This window comes from Pseudomonas sp. PA-7-1E (genome assembly GCF_021605325.1).
In the GTDB taxonomy this organism is placed as follows: Bacteria; Pseudomonadota; Gammaproteobacteria; order Pseudomonadales; family Pseudomonadaceae; genus Aquipseudomonas; species Aquipseudomonas fluorescens_BV.
This window is the reverse complement of sequence record NZ_WKFA01000022.1, coordinates 58,403-76,413: the sequence shown is the minus strand read 5'-3', so window position 1 is coordinate 76,413 and position 18,011 is coordinate 58,403. Positions and strand designations below refer to the sequence as shown.

At 53.6% G+C, this 18,011-nt stretch carries 18 protein-coding genes; 4 read left to right on the top strand and 14 right to left on the bottom strand.

Annotated features, from left to right (window positions below; all coding sequences use genetic code 11):
• Positions 1-3 precede the first annotated feature (3 nt).
• Both kdpA and kdpF read right to left on the bottom strand, forming a co-directional pair.
• Positions 4-1,698, bottom strand: coding sequence for a potassium-transporting ATPase subunit KdpA (gene kdpA, locus GIW79_RS16155; RefSeq protein WP_236455564.1), 1,695 nt, complete (start codon positions 1,696-1,698; stop codon positions 4-6).
• Positions 1,699-1,707: 9 nt separating this feature from the next.
• Positions 1,708-1,797, bottom strand: coding sequence for a K(+)-transporting ATPase subunit F (gene kdpF, locus GIW79_RS16150; RefSeq protein WP_003218754.1), 90 nt, complete (start codon positions 1,795-1,797; stop codon positions 1,708-1,710).
• A gap of 413 nt (positions 1,798-2,210) precedes the next feature.
• On the opposite strand from kdpF, the gene eat reads away from it, so the two are divergent.
• Both eat and GIW79_RS16140 read left to right on the top strand, forming a co-directional pair.
• Positions 2,211-3,575, top strand: a complete 1,365-nt coding sequence (eat, locus tag GIW79_RS16145; protein ID WP_236455562.1) for an ethanolamine permease — start codon at positions 2,211-2,213, stop codon at positions 3,573-3,575.
• A gap of 110 nt (positions 3,576-3,685) precedes the next feature.
• A complete protein-coding gene (locus tag GIW79_RS16140; RefSeq protein ID WP_003172675.1) occupies positions 3,686-3,853 on the top strand; it encodes a DUF2897 family protein in 168 nt (55 codons plus the stop codon).
• Between the two features lie 57 nt (positions 3,854-3,910).
• On the opposite strand, the gene GIW79_RS16135 is transcribed toward GIW79_RS16140, so the two are convergent.
• The 3 genes from GIW79_RS16135 to GIW79_RS16125 form a co-directional block, all read right to left on the bottom strand.
• Positions 3,911-4,759: an urea carboxylase-associated family protein gene (locus tag GIW79_RS16135; protein WP_236455552.1), complete on the bottom strand. Its 849-nt coding sequence runs from the start codon at positions 4,757-4,759 to the stop codon at positions 3,911-3,913.
• Positions 4,760-4,773: 14 nt separating this feature from the next.
• Entirely contained in the window at positions 4,774-5,418 is a 645-nt protein-coding gene (locus GIW79_RS16130) for a GntR family transcriptional regulator (RefSeq protein ID WP_089041205.1), read from the bottom strand.
• Positions 5,419-5,556: 138 nt separating this feature from the next.
• Positions 5,557-5,889 carry a ComEA family DNA-binding protein gene (locus GIW79_RS16125; RefSeq protein ID WP_236455544.1) on the bottom strand — a complete coding sequence of 111 codons (333 nt, stop codon included), beginning with the start codon at positions 5,887-5,889 and terminating at the stop codon, positions 5,557-5,559.
• Between the two features lie 196 nt (positions 5,890-6,085).
• On the opposite strand from GIW79_RS16125, the gene GIW79_RS16120 reads away from it, so the two are divergent.
• Both GIW79_RS16120 and GIW79_RS16115 read left to right on the top strand, forming a co-directional pair.
• Positions 6,086-7,405, top strand: coding sequence for a hypothetical protein (locus tag GIW79_RS16120; RefSeq protein WP_054921832.1), 1,320 nt, complete (start codon positions 6,086-6,088; stop codon positions 7,403-7,405).
• Positions 7,406-7,781: 376 nt separating this feature from the next.
• Positions 7,782-8,648, top strand: a complete 867-nt coding sequence (locus GIW79_RS16115) for an acyltransferase (protein ID WP_054921834.1) — start codon at positions 7,782-7,784, stop codon at positions 8,646-8,648.
• A gap of 147 nt (positions 8,649-8,795) precedes the next feature.
• Here the strand turns inward: GIW79_RS16115 and GIW79_RS16110 are convergent, their stop codons facing one another.
• The 9 genes from GIW79_RS16110 to GIW79_RS16070 form a co-directional block, all read right to left on the bottom strand.
• On the bottom strand, positions 8,796-9,605 hold the full coding sequence (locus GIW79_RS16110; RefSeq protein ID WP_054921837.1) for a glycosyltransferase family 2 protein: 810 nt from the start codon (positions 9,603-9,605) through the stop codon (positions 8,796-8,798).
• Between the two features lie 11 nt (positions 9,606-9,616).
• Complete coding sequence (locus tag GIW79_RS16105) at positions 9,617-9,979, bottom strand: DMT family transporter (protein ID WP_232241726.1); 363 nt, start codon at positions 9,977-9,979, stop codon at positions 9,617-9,619.
• Positions 9,976-10,800: a sugar phosphate isomerase/epimerase family protein gene (locus GIW79_RS16100; protein WP_054921842.1), complete on the bottom strand. Its 825-nt coding sequence runs from the start codon at positions 10,798-10,800 to the stop codon at positions 9,976-9,978. The genes GIW79_RS16105 and GIW79_RS16100 overlap by 4 nt, the downstream gene beginning before the upstream one ends.
• Entirely contained in the window at positions 10,797-11,591 is a 795-nt protein-coding gene (locus GIW79_RS16095) for an NAD(P)-dependent oxidoreductase (RefSeq protein WP_054921844.1), read from the bottom strand. Before GIW79_RS16095 ends, GIW79_RS16100 begins: the two co-directional genes overlap by 4 nt.
• Positions 11,584-12,765 (bottom strand): NAD(P)/FAD-dependent oxidoreductase, encoded by a 1,182-nt coding sequence (locus tag GIW79_RS16090; RefSeq protein WP_054921846.1) that lies wholly within the window; start codon positions 12,763-12,765, stop codon positions 11,584-11,586. The genes GIW79_RS16095 and GIW79_RS16090 overlap by 8 nt, the downstream gene beginning before the upstream one ends.
• Positions 12,765-13,787 (bottom strand): glycosyltransferase, encoded by a 1,023-nt coding sequence (locus GIW79_RS16085; protein WP_054921849.1) that lies wholly within the window; start codon positions 13,785-13,787, stop codon positions 12,765-12,767. The genes GIW79_RS16090 and GIW79_RS16085 overlap by 1 nt, the downstream gene beginning before the upstream one ends.
• 125 nt (positions 13,788-13,912) lie before the next feature.
• Positions 13,913-15,910, bottom strand: a complete 1,998-nt coding sequence (locus GIW79_RS16080; RefSeq protein ID WP_072446725.1) for a polysaccharide biosynthesis protein — start codon at positions 15,908-15,910, stop codon at positions 13,913-13,915.
• A gap of 86 nt (positions 15,911-15,996) precedes the next feature.
• Complete coding sequence (locus tag GIW79_RS16075) at positions 15,997-17,016, bottom strand: MraY family glycosyltransferase (RefSeq protein ID WP_072446727.1); 1,020 nt, start codon at positions 17,014-17,016, stop codon at positions 15,997-15,999.
• Positions 17,013-17,996 (bottom strand): UDP-glucose 4-epimerase family protein, encoded by a 984-nt coding sequence (locus GIW79_RS16070; protein ID WP_072446729.1) that lies wholly within the window; start codon positions 17,994-17,996, stop codon positions 17,013-17,015. The genes GIW79_RS16075 and GIW79_RS16070 overlap by 4 nt, the downstream gene beginning before the upstream one ends.
• Positions 17,997-18,011: the final 15 nt, after the last annotated feature.

The window sequence follows — 18,011 nt, the reverse complement described above, 5'->3', positions numbered from 1 at the left end:
TAACTAGAAGCCCATGCTCAAGTGTTCAGCGATGGGGCCCAACGCCAGCGTCGGCAGGAAAGTCAGGCCGCCCACCAGCAAAATGGTCACGGTCAACAAGGTCACGAACAGCGCGCCATGGGTGGGGAAGCTGTTCTGGCCAATCGGTGCGGCCTTCTTCATCGCCAGGCTGCCGGCCAGGGCCAGTACCGGGAGGATGTAGCCAAAGCGGCCGATCAACATGCCCAGGCCGAGCATCAGGTTATGGAATGGGGTATTGGCGCCGAGGCCGGCAAACGCCGAACCGTTGTTGGCACTGGCCGAGGTATAGGCGTAGAGCAACTGGCTGAAGCCATGGGGGCCAGGGTTGCTGATGGCACCTGCCGGGCCGGGCAGGCTGGCGGCGATGGCACTCAAGACCAATACGCCGACCGGCATAACCAGCAGAGTCACCACCAGCAATTGCACTTCCTTGGCCTGGAGTTTCTTGCCCAGGTATTCGGGGGTGCGGCCGATCATCAAGCCGGCGAGGAACACCGCGATCAACACGTTGAGCAACATGCCGTACATACCGGCACCCACGCCGCCGAAGATCACTTCGCCGACCATCATGTTGACCAGCGCGACCATCCCACTCAGGGGGCTGAGGCTGTCCTGCATGCCATTGACCGAACCGTTGGACGCCGCAGTGGTGGTCACCGACCACAGCACGGTACCGGTGGTGCCGAAGCGTGTTTCCTTGCCTTCCAACGGTGCGGTTTGCTCCACCGCCGGGTTGTTCAGGGTTGGATTGGGCTGGTACTCGGACCACAGCGACGTCGCGCCGCCGATCAGGAACAACGCCAGCATGCACGCGAGGATCGCCCGGCTCTGACGCAGGTCTTTGACGTAATGGCCGAAGGTAAACACCAACGCTACCGGGATCAGGATGATCGAGGCCACTTCAAACAGGTTGGCCCAGGCTGTCGGGTCTTCAAACGGATGCGCCGAGTTCACGCCGAAGAAGCCACCGCCGTTGGTGCCCAGTTGCTTGATCGCAATCTGGCTCGCGGCCGGCCCGAGGGGAATCACCTGATCCACGCCTTGCAGCGTGACCGCATCAACATAGTGGGCGAAGGTTTGCGGTACGCCCTGCCACACCAGAAACAGCGCGAGCACCAGGCACAACGGCAGCAGGCCGTAGAGGGTGGCGCGGGTCATGTCGACCCAGAAGTTGCCCAGGGTCTGGGCAGATTTGCGCCCGATCCCACGGCACAAGGCGACCAGGACGGCGAGACCGGTCGCCGCACTGACGAAGTTCTGCACCGTGAGGCCGGCCATCTGACTTAGATAACTTAGGGACGCTTCGCCGCTGTAGTTCTGCCAGTTGGTATTGGTCATGAAGCTGACGGCGGTGTTGAACGCCAGGGTCCATTCCTGGCCCGGCAGTTTTTGCGGGTTCAGTGGCAGGGAGCCCTGGAATAACAGGATCGAGAACAACAACAAGAAGCCCGCCAGGTTGAATGCGAGCAAGGCCAGCATGTATTTCTGCCAGCTCTGCTCCTGCCGCGCATCCACGCCCGAGAGGCGATAACAGGCTTTCTCGACAGGCCCCAGTACAGGGGTGAGCCAAGTGCGCTGGCCTTCCATCACCTTGTAGTAGAACCGCCCCAAAAAGGGTGCCGGCACCAGTACCACGGCAAAGAAGGCGATGATCAGCCAATAGTCATAACTGTGCATAGCCCGCTCCTAGTTCCGATCCGCGCGTAACAGCGCAACCAGCAGATAAATGAACAGCGCCACGGCCAATAGCAGTGACACTCCGTCCAGAACGCTCATGGAAATTTCCCCGTCTTGCGGCGATTGCCGCGTGTGGGGGCATTGTCCGCAGGAGCGGTGTAAAGGAACGAGAGCGAGGCGCCGGGTGGGGCGTAAAGATGGCGTAAAGATTGGGTTTATGCAGGGTTTACAGCGGGGTTTGCCGTGGCTGGGGGGGCCTCTTCGCGGGCAAGCCCGGCTCCCACTTTCGACTGCGTTCTTTCAGTTAAAACTCGGTCAAGTGTGGGAGCGGGCTTGCCCGCGAAAGCGCCCGCCAAGTCACCACCGCACTTATGTGGTGCAACTCATGCCGCATTCAAACGCCAAACCGTCCCTTCGGCGACATAGGCATTGCTTTACGACATAGTTCTGAGGCTTGGCATAGCCACTGCAACACCTTGAATCATTCCAAACAGTTCAAGGAGCGCAGCACAATGAACACACAACTCAAACCCACATTGGGTACCTTGCATCTATGGGGCATTGCCGTGGGGCTGGTGATCTCCGGCGAGTATTTCGGCTGGAGCTACGGCTGGGGCGTCGCCGGTACCTTGGGCTTTCTGGTGACCTCGTTGATGGTCGCCGCGATGTACACCTGCTTCATCTTCAGCTTCACCGAACTGACCACTGCGATTCCCCACGCAGGAGGCCCCTTTGCCTACAGCCGTCGCGCCTTCGGTGAGAAAGGCGGCTTGATTGCCGGCCTGGCCACCTTGATCGAGTTCGTCTTCGCCCCGCCCGCGATTGCCCTGGCCATTGGTGCGTACCTGAACGTGCAGTTCCCGGCACTCGACCCCAAGCACGCCGCCGTCGGCGCTTATATCGTGTTCATGGGCCTGAATATCCTCGGGGTGAAACTCGCCGCCACCTTTGAGTTGGTCGTCTGCGTGCTCGCCGTCGCCGAACTGCTGGTGTTCATGGGGGTGGTCGCCCCTGCGTTCAGCTTCAGCCACTTCGCCCTCAACGGCTGGGCCGGTTCCGACACCTTCGGCGCCCCGGCAATTGCCGGGATGTTTGCCGCCATCCCCTTCGCCATCTGGTTCTTCCTCGCCATCGAAGGCGCGGCCATGGCCGCCGAAGAAGCCAAGGACCCCAAGCGCACCATTCCAAAAGCCTACATCAGCGGCATCCTCACCCTGGTGATCCTGGCCATGGGCGTGATGTTCTTCGCAGGCGGCGTAGGCGACTGGCGCGCGCTGTCGAACATCAACGACCCACTGCCCCAAGCGATGAAAACCGTGGTGGGTGACAGCTCCGGCTGGTTGCACATGCTGGTATGGATTGGCCTGTTCGGCCTGGTGGCAAGCTTCCACGGCATCATCCTCGGCTACTCGCGCCAGTTCTTCGCCCTGGCCCGTGCCGGTTACCTGCCGTCTTTCCTGGCCAAACTCTCACGCTTCCAGACACCGCACCGCGCCATCCTCGCCGGCGGCGTGGTGGGTATCGCCGCCACCTACAGCGACGGCCTGATCAACCTGGGCGGCATGACCCTGACTGCCGCGATGATCACCATGGCGGTGTTCGGTGCCATCGTCATGTACATCATGAGCATGCTCAGCCTGTTCAAACTGCGTAAGACCGAGCCGTTGCTGGAGCGCACCTTCCGCGCGCCGGGCTACCCCATCGTGCCGGGTATTGCGCTGGTGCTGGCGGTGGTATGCCTGGTGGCAATGGCCTGGTTCAATGCCTTGATCGGGCTGATCTTCCTGGGCTTCATGGCGGTGGGCTTCATCTACTTCCAGCTGACCGCACAAGACCGTGTCGATGCGCCGGCAGATGCGATGTTGACCGGACAATAGCGCCTATGAGGCAGAACGGGCCTACACTGAACTACTCAGAAAGCCCGTGACTCAAAGCAGTCATTACCGTGGGAAACTTTCCCACGGACATCTGCCTCAAGGAGAGCCTTATGCCGTGGTATGCGTGGTTGATTATGGTAGTCGCGATCGGGTCGATCGTCGGAGGGCTGATGATGCTGCGCGACAGCGCCAACAAAGTCGAACTCACCGACGAACAACGCAAACGCGTGGCCGAGCGCAATGCGCAGGCGGATGCCAAGGATGCGCAAGACAGATAAATCGCGTGTAACCCCGTGGCGAGGGAGCTTGCTCCCGCTGGGCTGCGAAGCAGCCCCCTACTCCCACTTCGCCTTGGCAATATGCAACCCATGTTGCCCCTTATAGGCGGCACGCTCCGGCTGGCTCCAGCCACTGAGCAACTCATCCTCCAGCCTATAGATCTCAACCCCTAACGGACGACACACCGTCAACGGGTCCTGCGCCTCCGGCCCCCACATCGGCAGCGACAGATCCCCGCCAGGGCACGTCGACAATGCACACAACAAATCAATCTCGGCAAAGAACTCCAGGTAATCGCCCTTCTGCGCCGGACAGGCCTTCATAAAGTACATGTCATCGTGATTGAGCCCGGTGCACTGGAAAATATTCAACACGTCATGCACATCGAACTCCGTCAGTCCGTGGGGCAATACCGCACGGGTCAGGTTCGAGTGGCAATGGTGATGAAAGTCCTCACCGGTCAACATACGGTTCACATAGGGGTCGCACCGCGTGCCCAACAAATCATGCAAACGCCCACCGTGCTCATCAATGCAGTAGCTGGCCAGGCTGTCATCGGTGATCGTGACCAAGGGCCTTAAAAAGGGCAGGTTCGACCACAACCGATCATGGGTGCTGACATGAGCGCCTTGCAGCTGACGAGTGCGCGCAGCCCACAAACGTTCGCGCGGATCGTTGGCGTTCCAGACATTAAAGTCCCCCACCTGCGGGCCCACCGGCGTGGTCACCCGAAACACATGCCCGGCCGGCACCTTCCAAGCCCTCCCCGTGCGGATCGGCACCTCGAACTGCTCGATCAACGTGCGCTGGGTTTTCTGATCACGAATACGCTCATAGAACGCCCTATCCACCTGCAATGCTGAGCCTTTGCTGACCTGGTACGCGGCCGGGTAGTCTTTGTACATGGGGCAATCCTCTATCAAGGGTGATCAAACAGGGCGAGGGAAAGGTGTTCTGAATCGTCCAGGTACAGGCTCATCGCCTCGCTGGCGGCCTGGGTTTGGTTGCGGGTTAGTAATGTGTATATCTCATGGTCACGCTCCAGCCAGGGCGACTGGAAACGCTGCTCGTCAGGCGCGGCGCAGAACACCAGACGCAACTGAGCAATCACCTGAGCGAAAAACTCGTCGAACAATGGGCTGCCCATCAAGGCGACGATCTGCTGGTGGAACATAAGACTGTGGGTGGCCACGGCTCGCCAATCTTCGCGCTCCCGGGCCAAGTGGGTGGCGTCAATGGCGCTTTGCATACGCGTCGATTGGACGTCCGTCAGCGGCCCGCTCTGGGCAATCGCCTGCAACTCCAGGGTGCGGCGGACGACAAAGAGGTCACGCACTTCCGCCCGCACCAAGCGCCGAACCATCACGCCCTTGTTGCGGACATAGCGAGTAAGGCCCTCCTGGCCCAGACGATGCAGCGCCTCTCGAATCGTATTGCGTGATGCGTTGTAGGCTTTGACCAGGTCCACCTCGATCAGCGGCATGCCTGGTAACAGCCGGCCGCCTATGATGTCGGCGCGGAGTTCCAGGGCGATTTGGTCGGCTAAAGATAAAGTGAGTGGCATTGTTACCTCGAGATTGTTGAACAATCACTGAATTAGAGGTAACCACGTTTCGTGCCAATGCCGCCGGCGAGGGGAATTCGCAAGGCCGTATAAGGAAAGGCCGATCATCAACCGGCCCTTCGCGCTGTTTTCAGATACTCAGTTAATGACCAACCTGTCGCGATTTTTCTCCAGCAGTGCCTTGCCGATGCCTTTTACCTCGAGCAGCTCATCCACCGCAGTGAACGGGCCGTTGCCTTCGCGATAGGCGATGATTGCCTTCGCCTTGGAAGCGCCGATACCGAAGAGATCGCGACGCAGGGTTTCGGCGTCGGCGGCGTTGAGGTTGACCTTGGTGGATTGCTCGGTCTTGGTCATTTGGGTGGAGATCGGGGTTGGGGGCTCTGGCTTGATGGACGGCGCAGCGGTGGTGGCGACGGAGAGGCTGGTAAGGAAGGCGAAGATGAGGGATGAGATGTAGAGGTTTTGCATTGGTGACGCTCCATGATATCGGTGAGGGAAAGCAGCTTTTCCGAAGCTGCTTTTCTAACTTAGGCGAATGTTGGAGCATGTCAAAAGCCCGTGAGTAACAGAGTATGAATGACGCCTAATAGATGATTTTCACAACGGTTCATGGCCCAATGATAAAGTTGCACCTGATTGTGAGACTCTGACCAAGGACTGCACGGTGAAAAAGCAATACTTAAACCTGATCGGATTGGCACTTTTCATCCTGTCGATGGTATCGGTTTTCTCGTTTTATCCCGGTGCGATGACATGGGACAGCATGGAGCAGCTCAGACAAGCGAGAGCCGGAGAATACAGCGATTGGCAACCGCCCACGATGGCTTACGTATGGAGTTGGTTATTGCCCTTTACAGATGGTCCGGGAGGGATGTTCCTATTGCAGTGCAGTCTGCTATGGGCAACCGCGCTGATTTTATATAAAGCTTGCATTAGAGAGGAATACTCCTATGGCATGCTTTTCTTGCTGATTCCTATTGCCCCATGGATCATGAACTTCGAATTTACCCTCTGGAAAGATGTGGCCATGGCTTACTCCTGGGGCTTGGCTACTGCAATCTGCTTATATTATAGAGATTGTCAAAAATTCCCCAAGGCTGCTGCGCTGCTTGTCTCAGTATTATTTTTGTACGGCGCGCTAGTGCGAACCAACTCTTTAAGCGCCGGGATCTTTCTGCTGCCATTCTTGATCAACTCAATTTTAAAAATCCATACCATCAAGAGCACAATATTTTTTATATTCATCAGTGGCGCGATAATTGGTCTGGCGCATTTATGCGTTACCCCCTTGATTGGGGCGAAAAAAGCCAATTCAGTTAGTTATGTGATGTTCGATGATATCGTTGCACTCAAGGTCAGAGGCGTCGAAGTGCCTGTAAGCTTTTTGAGTCCAGACGACATGAATGCCATCAAACAGTGTGAGTACCTGAATGTTCATGAAGTGGGCGCCGCCTTTTGTCTGAGCAATGAAAAATTCACCGATATCACCCAAGCGCATTACCAGGAACTCAAAGAAGCGTGGACCCGGTATGTACCGCGGAATATTCTGACGTATGGAGAATTCCGATTGAATGCTTTTTTGAATTTCATACGCTCGCCCTCCCTCCCTCCTTATTACCCTACTGAATTTCGTGTCATGAATCAGCCGTATGAGCCCAATGCAGGAACCAGATCGGTCTCGTCGATAGAAAAACTTACCGCTGGTTACGTTACAACCTCGATAGAAATACTTCCCGAGCTCTTCAAACCTTATAGCTGGCTTATCATATCCATACTATTGATTGGCGCATTTCAACTCAGCCGACAGTGCAGGGCACATTCACTCTGGCTTTTACCCATGTCGGGGCTTTCCTACACGACAAGCTATCTACTCATCACACCAGCCAGCGATCTGCGGTACGCCTACTGGATGATTTTTATAGCCACTCTTTCAATCGTTCTATTCATAAATATCCACTTTAAAAAACCGGCCACATCCAGTTGAGTCGAAAGCTGAACTTCCCCTCGGCCCACGATATTTCTTGCAACAGAGCTAAGGAGCGCTGCCGGTATAGCCTGCGGCAGCCCCGATTCGAGAACGAGTGCTCATCCAAGCCAAAAGCTCTCTTCACGTACCCATCGTGAAGGCTTCAGCACGAGCACGGATCCGGTAGGGTCGGTGAAGGCTAGCGACTCATAGCGTCAAACCACATCGAGGTCGACATACCTCGTGATCGAACGGCCTGCACGTAGGACAGATACCATCCTCATATGATTTAATACGTCACTACTTAGACCGAATTCAGCGTTCGGTAGTGTTTCCAGGACAAATGCAGATAACTCTGCCTGAACCAAAAAACCAAAAAAATGGACAGTTAGTGATGCAAAATTATCAGACTCACGGAATTGGCATTGTTAATATTGGTAAAAACTGCTCGATAGGCAATAACGTAAAATTCATCTTCAAGACCAACAGAACGCTAACCCTGGGCGACTATGTCACCTTGGGCGATGGTGTAAAAGTCATCATTGAAGACGGTGATGTATCGATTGATGATTGGACCACCCTACACTCGGACTGCCTTGTATTAAGTACAAAGGGTGTATCGATAGGACAACACTGCTGGTTTGGCCAAAACTGTGTGATTGATGGCACAGGCGGCCTGACGATCGGCAATGGCGTTAGAGTCGGCATGTATTCGCAAATTTGGACGCACATAGCCGCAGGTGAACAGATTGAAGGCTGTCTCTTCTACTCCGCCGACCCGGTAGTCATCCAGGACAATGTCTGGTTAGTGGGCTCATGCACTGTCGGCTCTGGTGTCACGATTGGTAAGAGGGCCGTGTGTCTCAGCGGCTCGAACATTATCAAGTCAGTGCCAGAAAATGTCACGGTTGCCGGCGCCCCCGCCAAAGTCAAAGAGCATATCAATGCTTACACGCACAAGTCGCTGGATGAGAAATTTGAAATGCTTCGCGGTTGGATCAAGGACTTCTGCGATGAATCCAACCATGCTTTCGCGTTCAAAAACGAAGACAACGAAAAGCTGACAATTCATTCAACCAGCGACTTGAACGACCAGATAATTATGTTCAAGTACACTGAAAGCTACAGCGCTGCGGCTAATCAAGAATTCAAATCCAAAGCGTGCATCGAAACCAAAACCTACACCAAAGGATTTACGCTATCCGAAGAAAGGGTGATGCGTTACCTGTCCGGCAACAAAGCACGTTTTCTAAGGGATTAACTAAAGCCGGCGTGCTTATCACCGTCCAGTGATAAGCACCGGCTTCACCCCGACACAGACCACCGAGCCAGCCACATAAACGTTACATTCCGATTCGTCCTCATCAGGCGAACTGCCCACATGAAAAAACCATGGCATATCGGCCTGCTAACGCGGATTGTAATTGCCAAAACATGACTTAAACAATATCGTCAAGACAGACAGATTCCCCCTAACACTGCTAATTTTTGTCGGTACTTCACCCTTAGGGTATCGCCGCACGGTAGGCAACTCAGCACAACGATATCCCAACCTTGGGGCCCGACATGACAGGTAAGCGAGTAATTCATACGTGATAAAGACATCACGGAACACAGCCAACCTGGAATCCAATAGCATTTTCCGGCTATACGCCCGAAAGCCCTGAGTCGTGTCAGTCCACTTGAACCCCGAGAACATGCTCAACATCGGAGCATGGATAAAGCGGATGGCAAAGTCTCTTGATTTGGGGGTATTTTCAGCCACGCCCCCTGCAACGAATCGCGAAGCTTGTACAAAATCAACGCCCTGCTCCAGCGCTGCTATAAAGCGCGGAATGGCTTCTGGATCATCTTTATCATTACCATCGATGGTAACGATGCCCTCATAACCCTGATCGAGCGCAAAGGAGTAGGCGCAACGAAGCTGTGCACTAAGTTTTCCTGCTGCTGTCTTGACCAATAGCCCCCGCACGCCAAGCGGCTTCAACTCGTGCAACTTCAGGGAACCGTCCGTGGTGCCGCCATCGACAATGATGATGTCAGCAATATTCTCGACGTGAAGTACGGACATCCTCGCGAGTAAATTTTTAATTCGTTCACCTTCGTTAATGACAGGGATTACGACGCACCAGGAGTGTTGGCGTCCAAGCCAGAGTGGGGTGTCATGCGCTGGCACTTCCCATGTTGCGCGAACGGCAGCAATATCCGAAAGGATCATTTGGGTTTCCATCAAGTCACGCGAGCTGTGATCAGCCCGACGCCGGCGATTATCAGTACGATTCCGACCGCTGTGGTCCAGTGGAAGGATTCACGAAAAAAAACAACCGAAAACACAGCAACGGTCGCAATCGCTCCAGCCGTCAGGACCGGGTGGGCAACATTCATCGGGAGCCGCGCCAATGCCGCTGCGTAAAGAACAAAGGCCCCACCATACAAACCGAGCCCTAGCCAAAATGGCCAATTACTCAACGCGCTCATGGGGTCGCTGGGGGACGGAAACTTACGTGGTGGAGTCATGGCCATCTTCACCAATACGCTTGCTGACGCATTGCAGAGAATACCAAGAATGAGAATGAGCCATTTCATATTCATACACTGACCCCACGGTAACGAAGAGTGGCTACCTGGATAGCGCGTTTAATCGACTCTAAATGTGGCTCATTCCCAGTTGCTACCATTTCGATGGACACGAGATGAGCCGGCAGGTAGCGCCCCAGTGCAGCGGCCATTGCCACATGGTCAGTACTGCCATCGCCCAAGGGTAAAAGATTCGGCTCGCTGGCATGCACATGCCCAATCAATTGAGCACAATCTGCCAGGACTTCCAGCGGATCTTCCTGGTTAATCGCGAGTGCGCCTGTGTCAAATTGCATACGAATAGAAGGATGCGCAACAGCACGAACCACTCTGGCAGTCTCAACACTGGTGGTCATAAAGTTCGCGCCGTAACACGCAGGGTTGGGTTCCAGGCAGAGTGTCACGCCGCACGCCTGAGCGAGATCGCCCAACTCACGAAAAAAGGGAATCGCAATGTCCAGCGCCTCTTGATCATTCAGCCCACTGCGATCCCGATTCTTCGGTGAGCCAAAAACTATTCGCGTCCCGCCCAAGCCTGCACCGATTCGACATATTGCGGCCAAGTGTGTAAGCAGATCCGCCCGGCTCCGAGCACTACCAAAGATATTCAGCCCCTTCGTACCAAACAACAGCGCCTGCATACCGGTGATTTCGACTCCTCGCTCAGCCCACCAAGCTTTGACTTGAGCGATATCTTCCCCTGTCGCTTTGGTAAGTTCAGGAAAATACTTTCCAGGGGCAATATCTATCGCATCCACCGAGAACTGCTGAAGCAAGGCAGCGACGGCCTCATCCTCGCAAATGTCCCACGCAATGTTGGATATAGCCAACCTCATGCCTTCAACCCTGTTTCAGGTTTAATCGTGCGGGACTCAGACTGCGCGTATGCCCTGACCGCCAGGATTGTTTCGCGAACACTATTTTGATAGAAGCCAGCAGAATCGAATACGTGAGCGTATTTGGTACGCAAGTCATACGACGCAGGCGAATGGCTCAAGGTATTGGTAAAAGGCAGACCAAAACCTTGCAGCGAGATCTGCTCCACACTGACGGGTGCCGCCGTCAGGTGGACCAACTTGAGCTTGGCATCAAGCGCTGTTTGGATGTCATGCCAGAGGTTAACCATGGGATAAAATTGGAAAACGCCACGGCTGTCAATTGTGTGAAGGTTGTTGTCATTCAAAAAATCAAAAATCACGTTCTTACGTAGCCCCGGGCCTACGAGTCCCGGCAAACGCACAACAAGACAATTCGAAAAATATTTCTCAACAAATATTTCCAATTTCCGGCGATGCAAACCGTAAGCGTGCAAACCTGATTCATCTACAGAGGCATCCTCATCGACCCCTATAGGGTGCTTGAAAACATCTACCGTACTAATCAAAATAAAGGTCTTGCATTTTATGGTTTTAAGATGACCAATCAATGTCTCAATTTTCTTGAGGTCATCTTCAGGTTCCCGGTTAGCGAGCCATTTTTGCGCGGAGGCAGCCGCACACACGACGGTATCGAATGACTGATGATCGATGTCACCGATATTCGTTGAGCGGTACAACGACGCGAAGGCAGTTTGCTTGAGGAGTGTGCCCCCTACATACCCAGAATATCCAATTAGCGCGCTACGCATCCGTACCTCCAGACATCGACGTGGTTTGATCGCTGCCGGTGAAGAAACTCTCAGCATCCAGCTTTTCAAGCACGTCATAAATATTGTCGATTTTACCACCCAGCACTGAGTAGGCGCCTGGCAAACCGGTGTGTTTCTCAAATAGAATCGGCCTTCCGTCGTCGCCTTCATTCTTCAGCAAAACGGTTTTAACCTCAAATAATGAGTCAACATGTTTGGCTTTTAACACTTCAGGGATATAGCGACCTACGTCCCTGAGCATCTTATCAACGCGCGTGGCACGATCATATTGGCCAAGTTTCTGATAAGGATCTAGCCCTTGCAGATCATTCCAATGAAGGTGCGGTGTATAGCGCACATGAGACAATGTATGGAGCCCACGTGCGGGAAACGGCATCATAGAAAAGAACGGACCGTCCATGACTGTAACACCCACATTTTCAAGTGCGGGCGGCATCTGGAGCAGGGCCATTTCTGTAATCTCTTGTTTTAGGCCTAAACCGACGCCTGGAAAGTCTCCGCCAAATTGGTTTAGCCCGCTATAGGTACAGTTGAATACATAGCGGCAGGAAAAGGCTTGCTGCTCTCCCTGCGCCAGGTCGACTACCACCTCCAGTGGTGCCAGCCGCCCCTTTGAAATAGCCACGACGCGGGTTTGATAGTGAACCTGCACACCACTCTCTTTAAGTTCTCGCGAAGCCCAAATGGAAAGTTGCGAGGTGTCAAATGCGCACTCATTGACCCAATATACTTGCTCAATCAATCGAGGTTCAAACAACGCACGTAAAGAAGGCTCAGCCGGTTTGATCCCTGCACCGATCTCTCGGCAAAACCGTTCAAACTGTTTAGCCGTAACTTTGGAGTTGCGTCGGGCAATAGCATAGAGCTTGGTGAAGTCTTGCTTTATGGCGAGCGGCCAATCCCGAACAAATTTCGGCAAGTTTACTCGACTGCGATAGGCAGTGGTAAAACTGCGCGGGTAATGGTAGCCGTTATGGACGCGTGCCTGGTTATTATAAGACGCACGCATCAATAACGCCGATTCGCGCTCAATTAGTAAAATACGCTTGAATCCCCGTTGTCTGGCCAGATAAATAGCGATAGCAGCGCCGTAGAACCCACCCCCGATGACTACCGCATCGTGGCATATTTCGCCTTTGTTAAGCCCCGACATCAGGCACGGTCACTGGTCGGAATTTCCTTATCCGCCGACTCTGATGCCCACTCTTCAACATTCAACTTTTCACAACGGGTCATCCGCGCACTGGTGAACTCTTGCGCAACATGATAAAGCGGCCCCTCGTTCGACAGGCTTGCCATGTTTAGAATGTATTCACCCAACACCAACAACACCAGAGAGATGAGAAAGAACATGCCAGATTGTTGCAATGAGAGACTGATCCAACCTGGAGCAACATCAGTTTTTAAAATGCCCACGGCAATGACGTAGATGCAGTACAGCAGGTTTGCAACGGCCCCAAACAGCGAGAGAGACGTGACCAATCGCATTGGAGCGCGCGTAGTCGAAATCAGCAAGCGCATGCCGCGATCAATGCTTTCACCCAGGCGTTTACGCTGTGAGGTTTGCGGGGGAGAACTGTAATTCAAATAAGCTTTGGCAAAACCACCCGTTGCGGGTAAGTGCCTATAGGTCATTACAGGCTGCGGATGCTGAAGAATGAAATTGATTACTCGTTTGCTCAAAATGCGATACTGCGGCGCCTCTCTGGCCAGATGCACGCCATTGAACCGATTGTAAAGGCTATGGAAAACAGAATTAGCCGCACGGTACATTGGCCCCTGCGCCGGCTTCATCGCGTTATTCGCAAATACAACATCAGCGCCGCTAAGCGCCTGATCAAGCATAGTCGGGATAAAAGCTACATCATCGGCTAACGGGTCAACTACAACGACGAAATCTCCCAGTGCGTTTTCCAGGCCAACCCAAAATGCGGTGTCCGTATCCACTTCCTTGGTTAGCGCATATACCTGCAGATTCGCGAGTCCATTTTCAGCCGTGAGTCCTTTCAATATCGACACGCTGTCATCGTCGGAGGCGTTATCCACCACAATCAATTCATAGTCCGCGACAGTATCAGCAATGATAAGCGCTGCATCAGCGAGAATTCTCTCGACACTGGCCGACTGATTTCGTGCCACGAACACGACAGACAAAAAACAGGGGAAATAATCCATGCTTGCTCTCAAAAGCTAATGCCGAAGCCGAGATCTAAAGGGACGACTAATCCGCCCTCCACCAGCGTGTCCGAGATGGCCGCATACCATGGCCATCGCTTTCGGCCTGGGCGCATCACCTCAGCTCACTTGAGCTTCATTCTACGCTGCTGGTGAACCCAATCGACGATATCGCCATCCGGCGCATAACCGCTTACGGTCTCGCGTAGCAATTGGCGTACCTTAGCGTAGTCATGCACTTCTATCGCGGAAAGCAGATCTCTGAGGACCCCTTTCAGTAGATCCCATTCGAGATAGTCTTCAGAAGCACTCATAATCATTGGATGCTGGGTGGGGGCAACGTTATCGCCAATCAACAGCTCTTCATAGAGTTTCTCGCCTGGCCGAAGCCCACTGAACTCAATAGAAATATCACCATGCGGGTTTTTCTCGGAACGAACACTAAGCCCAGAAAGATTGATCATCTTTTCAGCCAACTCCACGATTTTGACCGGTTCGCCCATATCCAGAACGAACACGTCGCCGCCCAAGCCCATCGATCCTGCCTGAATGACAAGTTGCGCAGCTTCGGGAATGGTCATGAAGTATCGAGTAATTTTCGGATGCGTCACTGTCAGGGGGCCACCTGACTTGATCTGTTTGTGAAAAAGCGGAATGACTGAGCCTGAAGAACCCAATACATTGCCGAAACGTACCATCGTGAAGCGCGTTTTGTTAGGCATGCCTACAGCCGCTAAATCACCGTGCAATTGCGGATTATCTTCACGACTAAGCGCCTGGAGTATCAGCTCGGCCAACCGCTTTGTACTGCCCATCACGTTAGTAGGACGCACCGCTTTGTCCGTTGAAATGAGTACGAAGTTTTGGACTTCCGCCTTGAGTGCCGCCTGCGCCGCACTCAGAGTACCCATCACATTGTTGAGTATGCCTTCAGCGATATTGTGCTCGACCATCGGCACATGTTTATAGGCCGCAGCGTGATAGACGGTATTTACGTTCCAAGACTTCATGAGGTTGAACAGCTGACCTTCGTTGCGCACCGACCCTAAAATCGGAAGCAACAATACAGACAGCGACTCACGGGAGACCCGCTGCTCCAGCTCGGAAACAATACTGTATAAGTTGAACTCGCTGTGTTCAAACAACAACAGTGTAGACGGACGCAGCGCCAGTATCTGCCGGCACAACTCAGACCCTATCGAGCCGCCCGCGCCGGTCACGAGCACTACTTGACCTTTGATACAATGTTCGAGCAATTCCCCTTGGGCAGGAACCGCGTCACGTCCCAGCAAGTCGGCAATATCCACCTCTTGGATATCATCGACCTTAACCCGTCCGCTGGCGAGATCCATAAATCCCGGAACACTACGAACATGCAACGGAAAGCCCTCCAGAAACCCCAGGATTTCCCGGCGACGGGCTCTGTTAGATGACGGGATAGCCAAAAGAATTTCTTGGGCACCCGTTGCGTCAATCATCCTCTGGATGTGTTTGGACTTATAAACCTGCAAGCCGGAAATAACACGATCGGAAATGCTGACATCGTCGTCAATAAAGGCGACAGGCCGCATCACACGCCCCATCCGCAATGCCGCAACCAACTGATTACCCGCGGCGCCTGCGCCATAAATTGCAACCCGTGGCAGGCCATTGTCGCGACTGGTAAATGGCACATGCTGAGCAGCAGAGAACCAGTCGCCCAGGAAGAACTGCCGCATGGCGAGTCTCAACCCTCCGACCATGATCAGGCTCAACCACCAGTAATTGAAGATAATAGAACGAGGCACGACGTTTTGGTGGTTGCTGTACCAGTACACAACGACACCCAATATCAGCGCTGACAGGCTCACGGCTTTGACAATAGCTATCAGCGCATCATTGCCAAAGTAACGCATAACCGCTCTGTACATGCCAAACCGTACATAGAGCGGTATAGCGACAATCGGCGCACACAGGAAAAGCCAGGTATGGGCAACCAAGGGGTTAACAAAATCCTCTACACCCAATCGTACAATGAACGACAGCCAGAGCGCAGTCCATACAAGTAATACATCTACGGAAACTTGAATAAGCCGTTTTTGCCGCCGTGGCAGATCAACTAAAAATGCACGAACCCTATCCATACCTACCTCTGAAGCACCGCATTGTTCAAAAAAACAGTCGCTTGATCTTTCAAATACGCTCCATCCTATCGACAGAGCAACAAATGTTATTCGCTGGCTTCCAACGCACCCGCCCTGAACCTCCAGGCTAACAATATCAACGGCGTATACGCGATGATCAACGCGACAATGCCATCAAGCTGTTTAGTCGCGACCAAGCAAGCTAAAGGCAATAACCACAGAATGTTAATGAGGGCAACAGCTACAGTTACAGGAATATGCGATCTAAACTCGCGTGAGGCGAATTGATAGGCATGGCTGCGATGCGCCTCATATAGTTTGTCACCGCGCAGGGTACGCCGACACAGTGTGAAAGTGGCATCAACAATAAACACGCCCAGAAGAATCAACCACCCCCAGAAAAGGTCAAACGACATCCAAGCTCCCTGTATCGCCAAGACACCCAAGGATATGCCAAGGAAGCCGCTGCCAGCATCGCCCATGAAAATTCGTGCTTTGGGAAAGTTCCAATACAAGAAGCCAGCCACCGCAAAACCAAGAAGCAATGGCACCCAGGCGATGATGGGCGTCGCGCAGAGCCAGTAGAGCAAGGCTGCGCCGAAGCAGGTGGTGATGGCCTCAACACTTGCCAGGCCATCAATTCCATCCATGAAATTGTAAAGGTTGAGCATCCATACCAGGTAAAACGCAGCCAGTATGTGGGCGAACCAACCTAAATCCACCACATAGCCAAAAGCCTCAACAGGGGGTAGGCCGTGACTCCATATCAGCACCCAGACAGCAGCGGTGAAATGGCTCAATAATCGCCAGCGGGCTGGAATATGCCCATGGTCATCGAGGAAACCGACGATCGCAACCAGCAGGCCGGCGCCGAATAGCGCCATGAATGCGTCAAAAGAAAGTACATCCCCGATCCAGAGGACGGGAAGGAACGCGAGAAAGCTCAAGACGATCGCTACCCCCCCTCCCCGCGGAGTTGGGACAACATGAGAGCTACGACCATTCGGAAGATCAATGAGATTGTTGTTAAGAGCGTAGCGGCGCAGCGCTCCTGTGAGCACCAACGCCAAAATCAAAATGGCAGGAAACAACCAAAATAATGTCATTCAAATTTACTCTCGAGATAAGCGTTGGCCGTTTTTTTGAGGGACGCATCGAGAGTGACAGGAGGCAACCAACCCAATAGCTGATGATTTTTCGAAATGTCCACTTGCAGTGAACCGAAGAGTCGGGTTGCTACCCCTTTCTTGCCAACAAGCGTGGCCAAAAACATCAATAATTTTACTGGAAACGGGACCAACACCGCCTTAGTTCCAACCGAATGCGCGACCTTGCGTAAAAGCTCTGTGGTGGACACGTCATTGCCATCACTCACCAAAAAAATCTGGTTGGCTGCGGCAGGATGCACCATACAGGTTTTGATCAAGTCGACCAAATTGTCCAAAGCAACAAGGCTGCGTTTATTATTGACCGAACCCAGCGGCAACGGAATGGAAACTCCCTTCGCCAGGAACGCCATCATATTGCGGAAATTCGCCTTCACACCTGGCCCGTAAACGAGAACCGGTCTGATGATCACAATGTCCATGCCGGTACTCTTGGAAAGGGCCAACAAACCATTTTCGGCTTCCAGCTTGGAAATGCCGTACGGGTCTACCGGGCATGGAGAGTCATTTGCCGTAAAAGGCCTGCCGGGGAGCGTGAACTCGCCGTTTACCTTGATTGAGCTGATAAATACGAAGCGCCGCACCCCGGAAGCCGCAGCTTGGCGCGCCAGGTTCAACGTACCGTCCACGTTGACCTTACGAAACTCTGCCAAAGGATCTGCGCTGTTATCGTTCATCACATGCACGCGAGCAGCGGCATGAACAACTACATCAACATCCTGGGCGAGAGATTCCCAGCGGGCATCACCACCCAGATCGCCCATGGTGATGTACTCGACATCAGGGTGCTCGGCCACACCGATATTGCGAGCGCAGGCGCGTACCTGATAGCTTGCGCTACCAACCAGAGAGTCCAAAAGCGCCCGCCCCACAAAGCCGGAAACGCCCGTCAGGAGCACGACTTTCTTAGTGCCTTCCATAATCCACCAGACCTA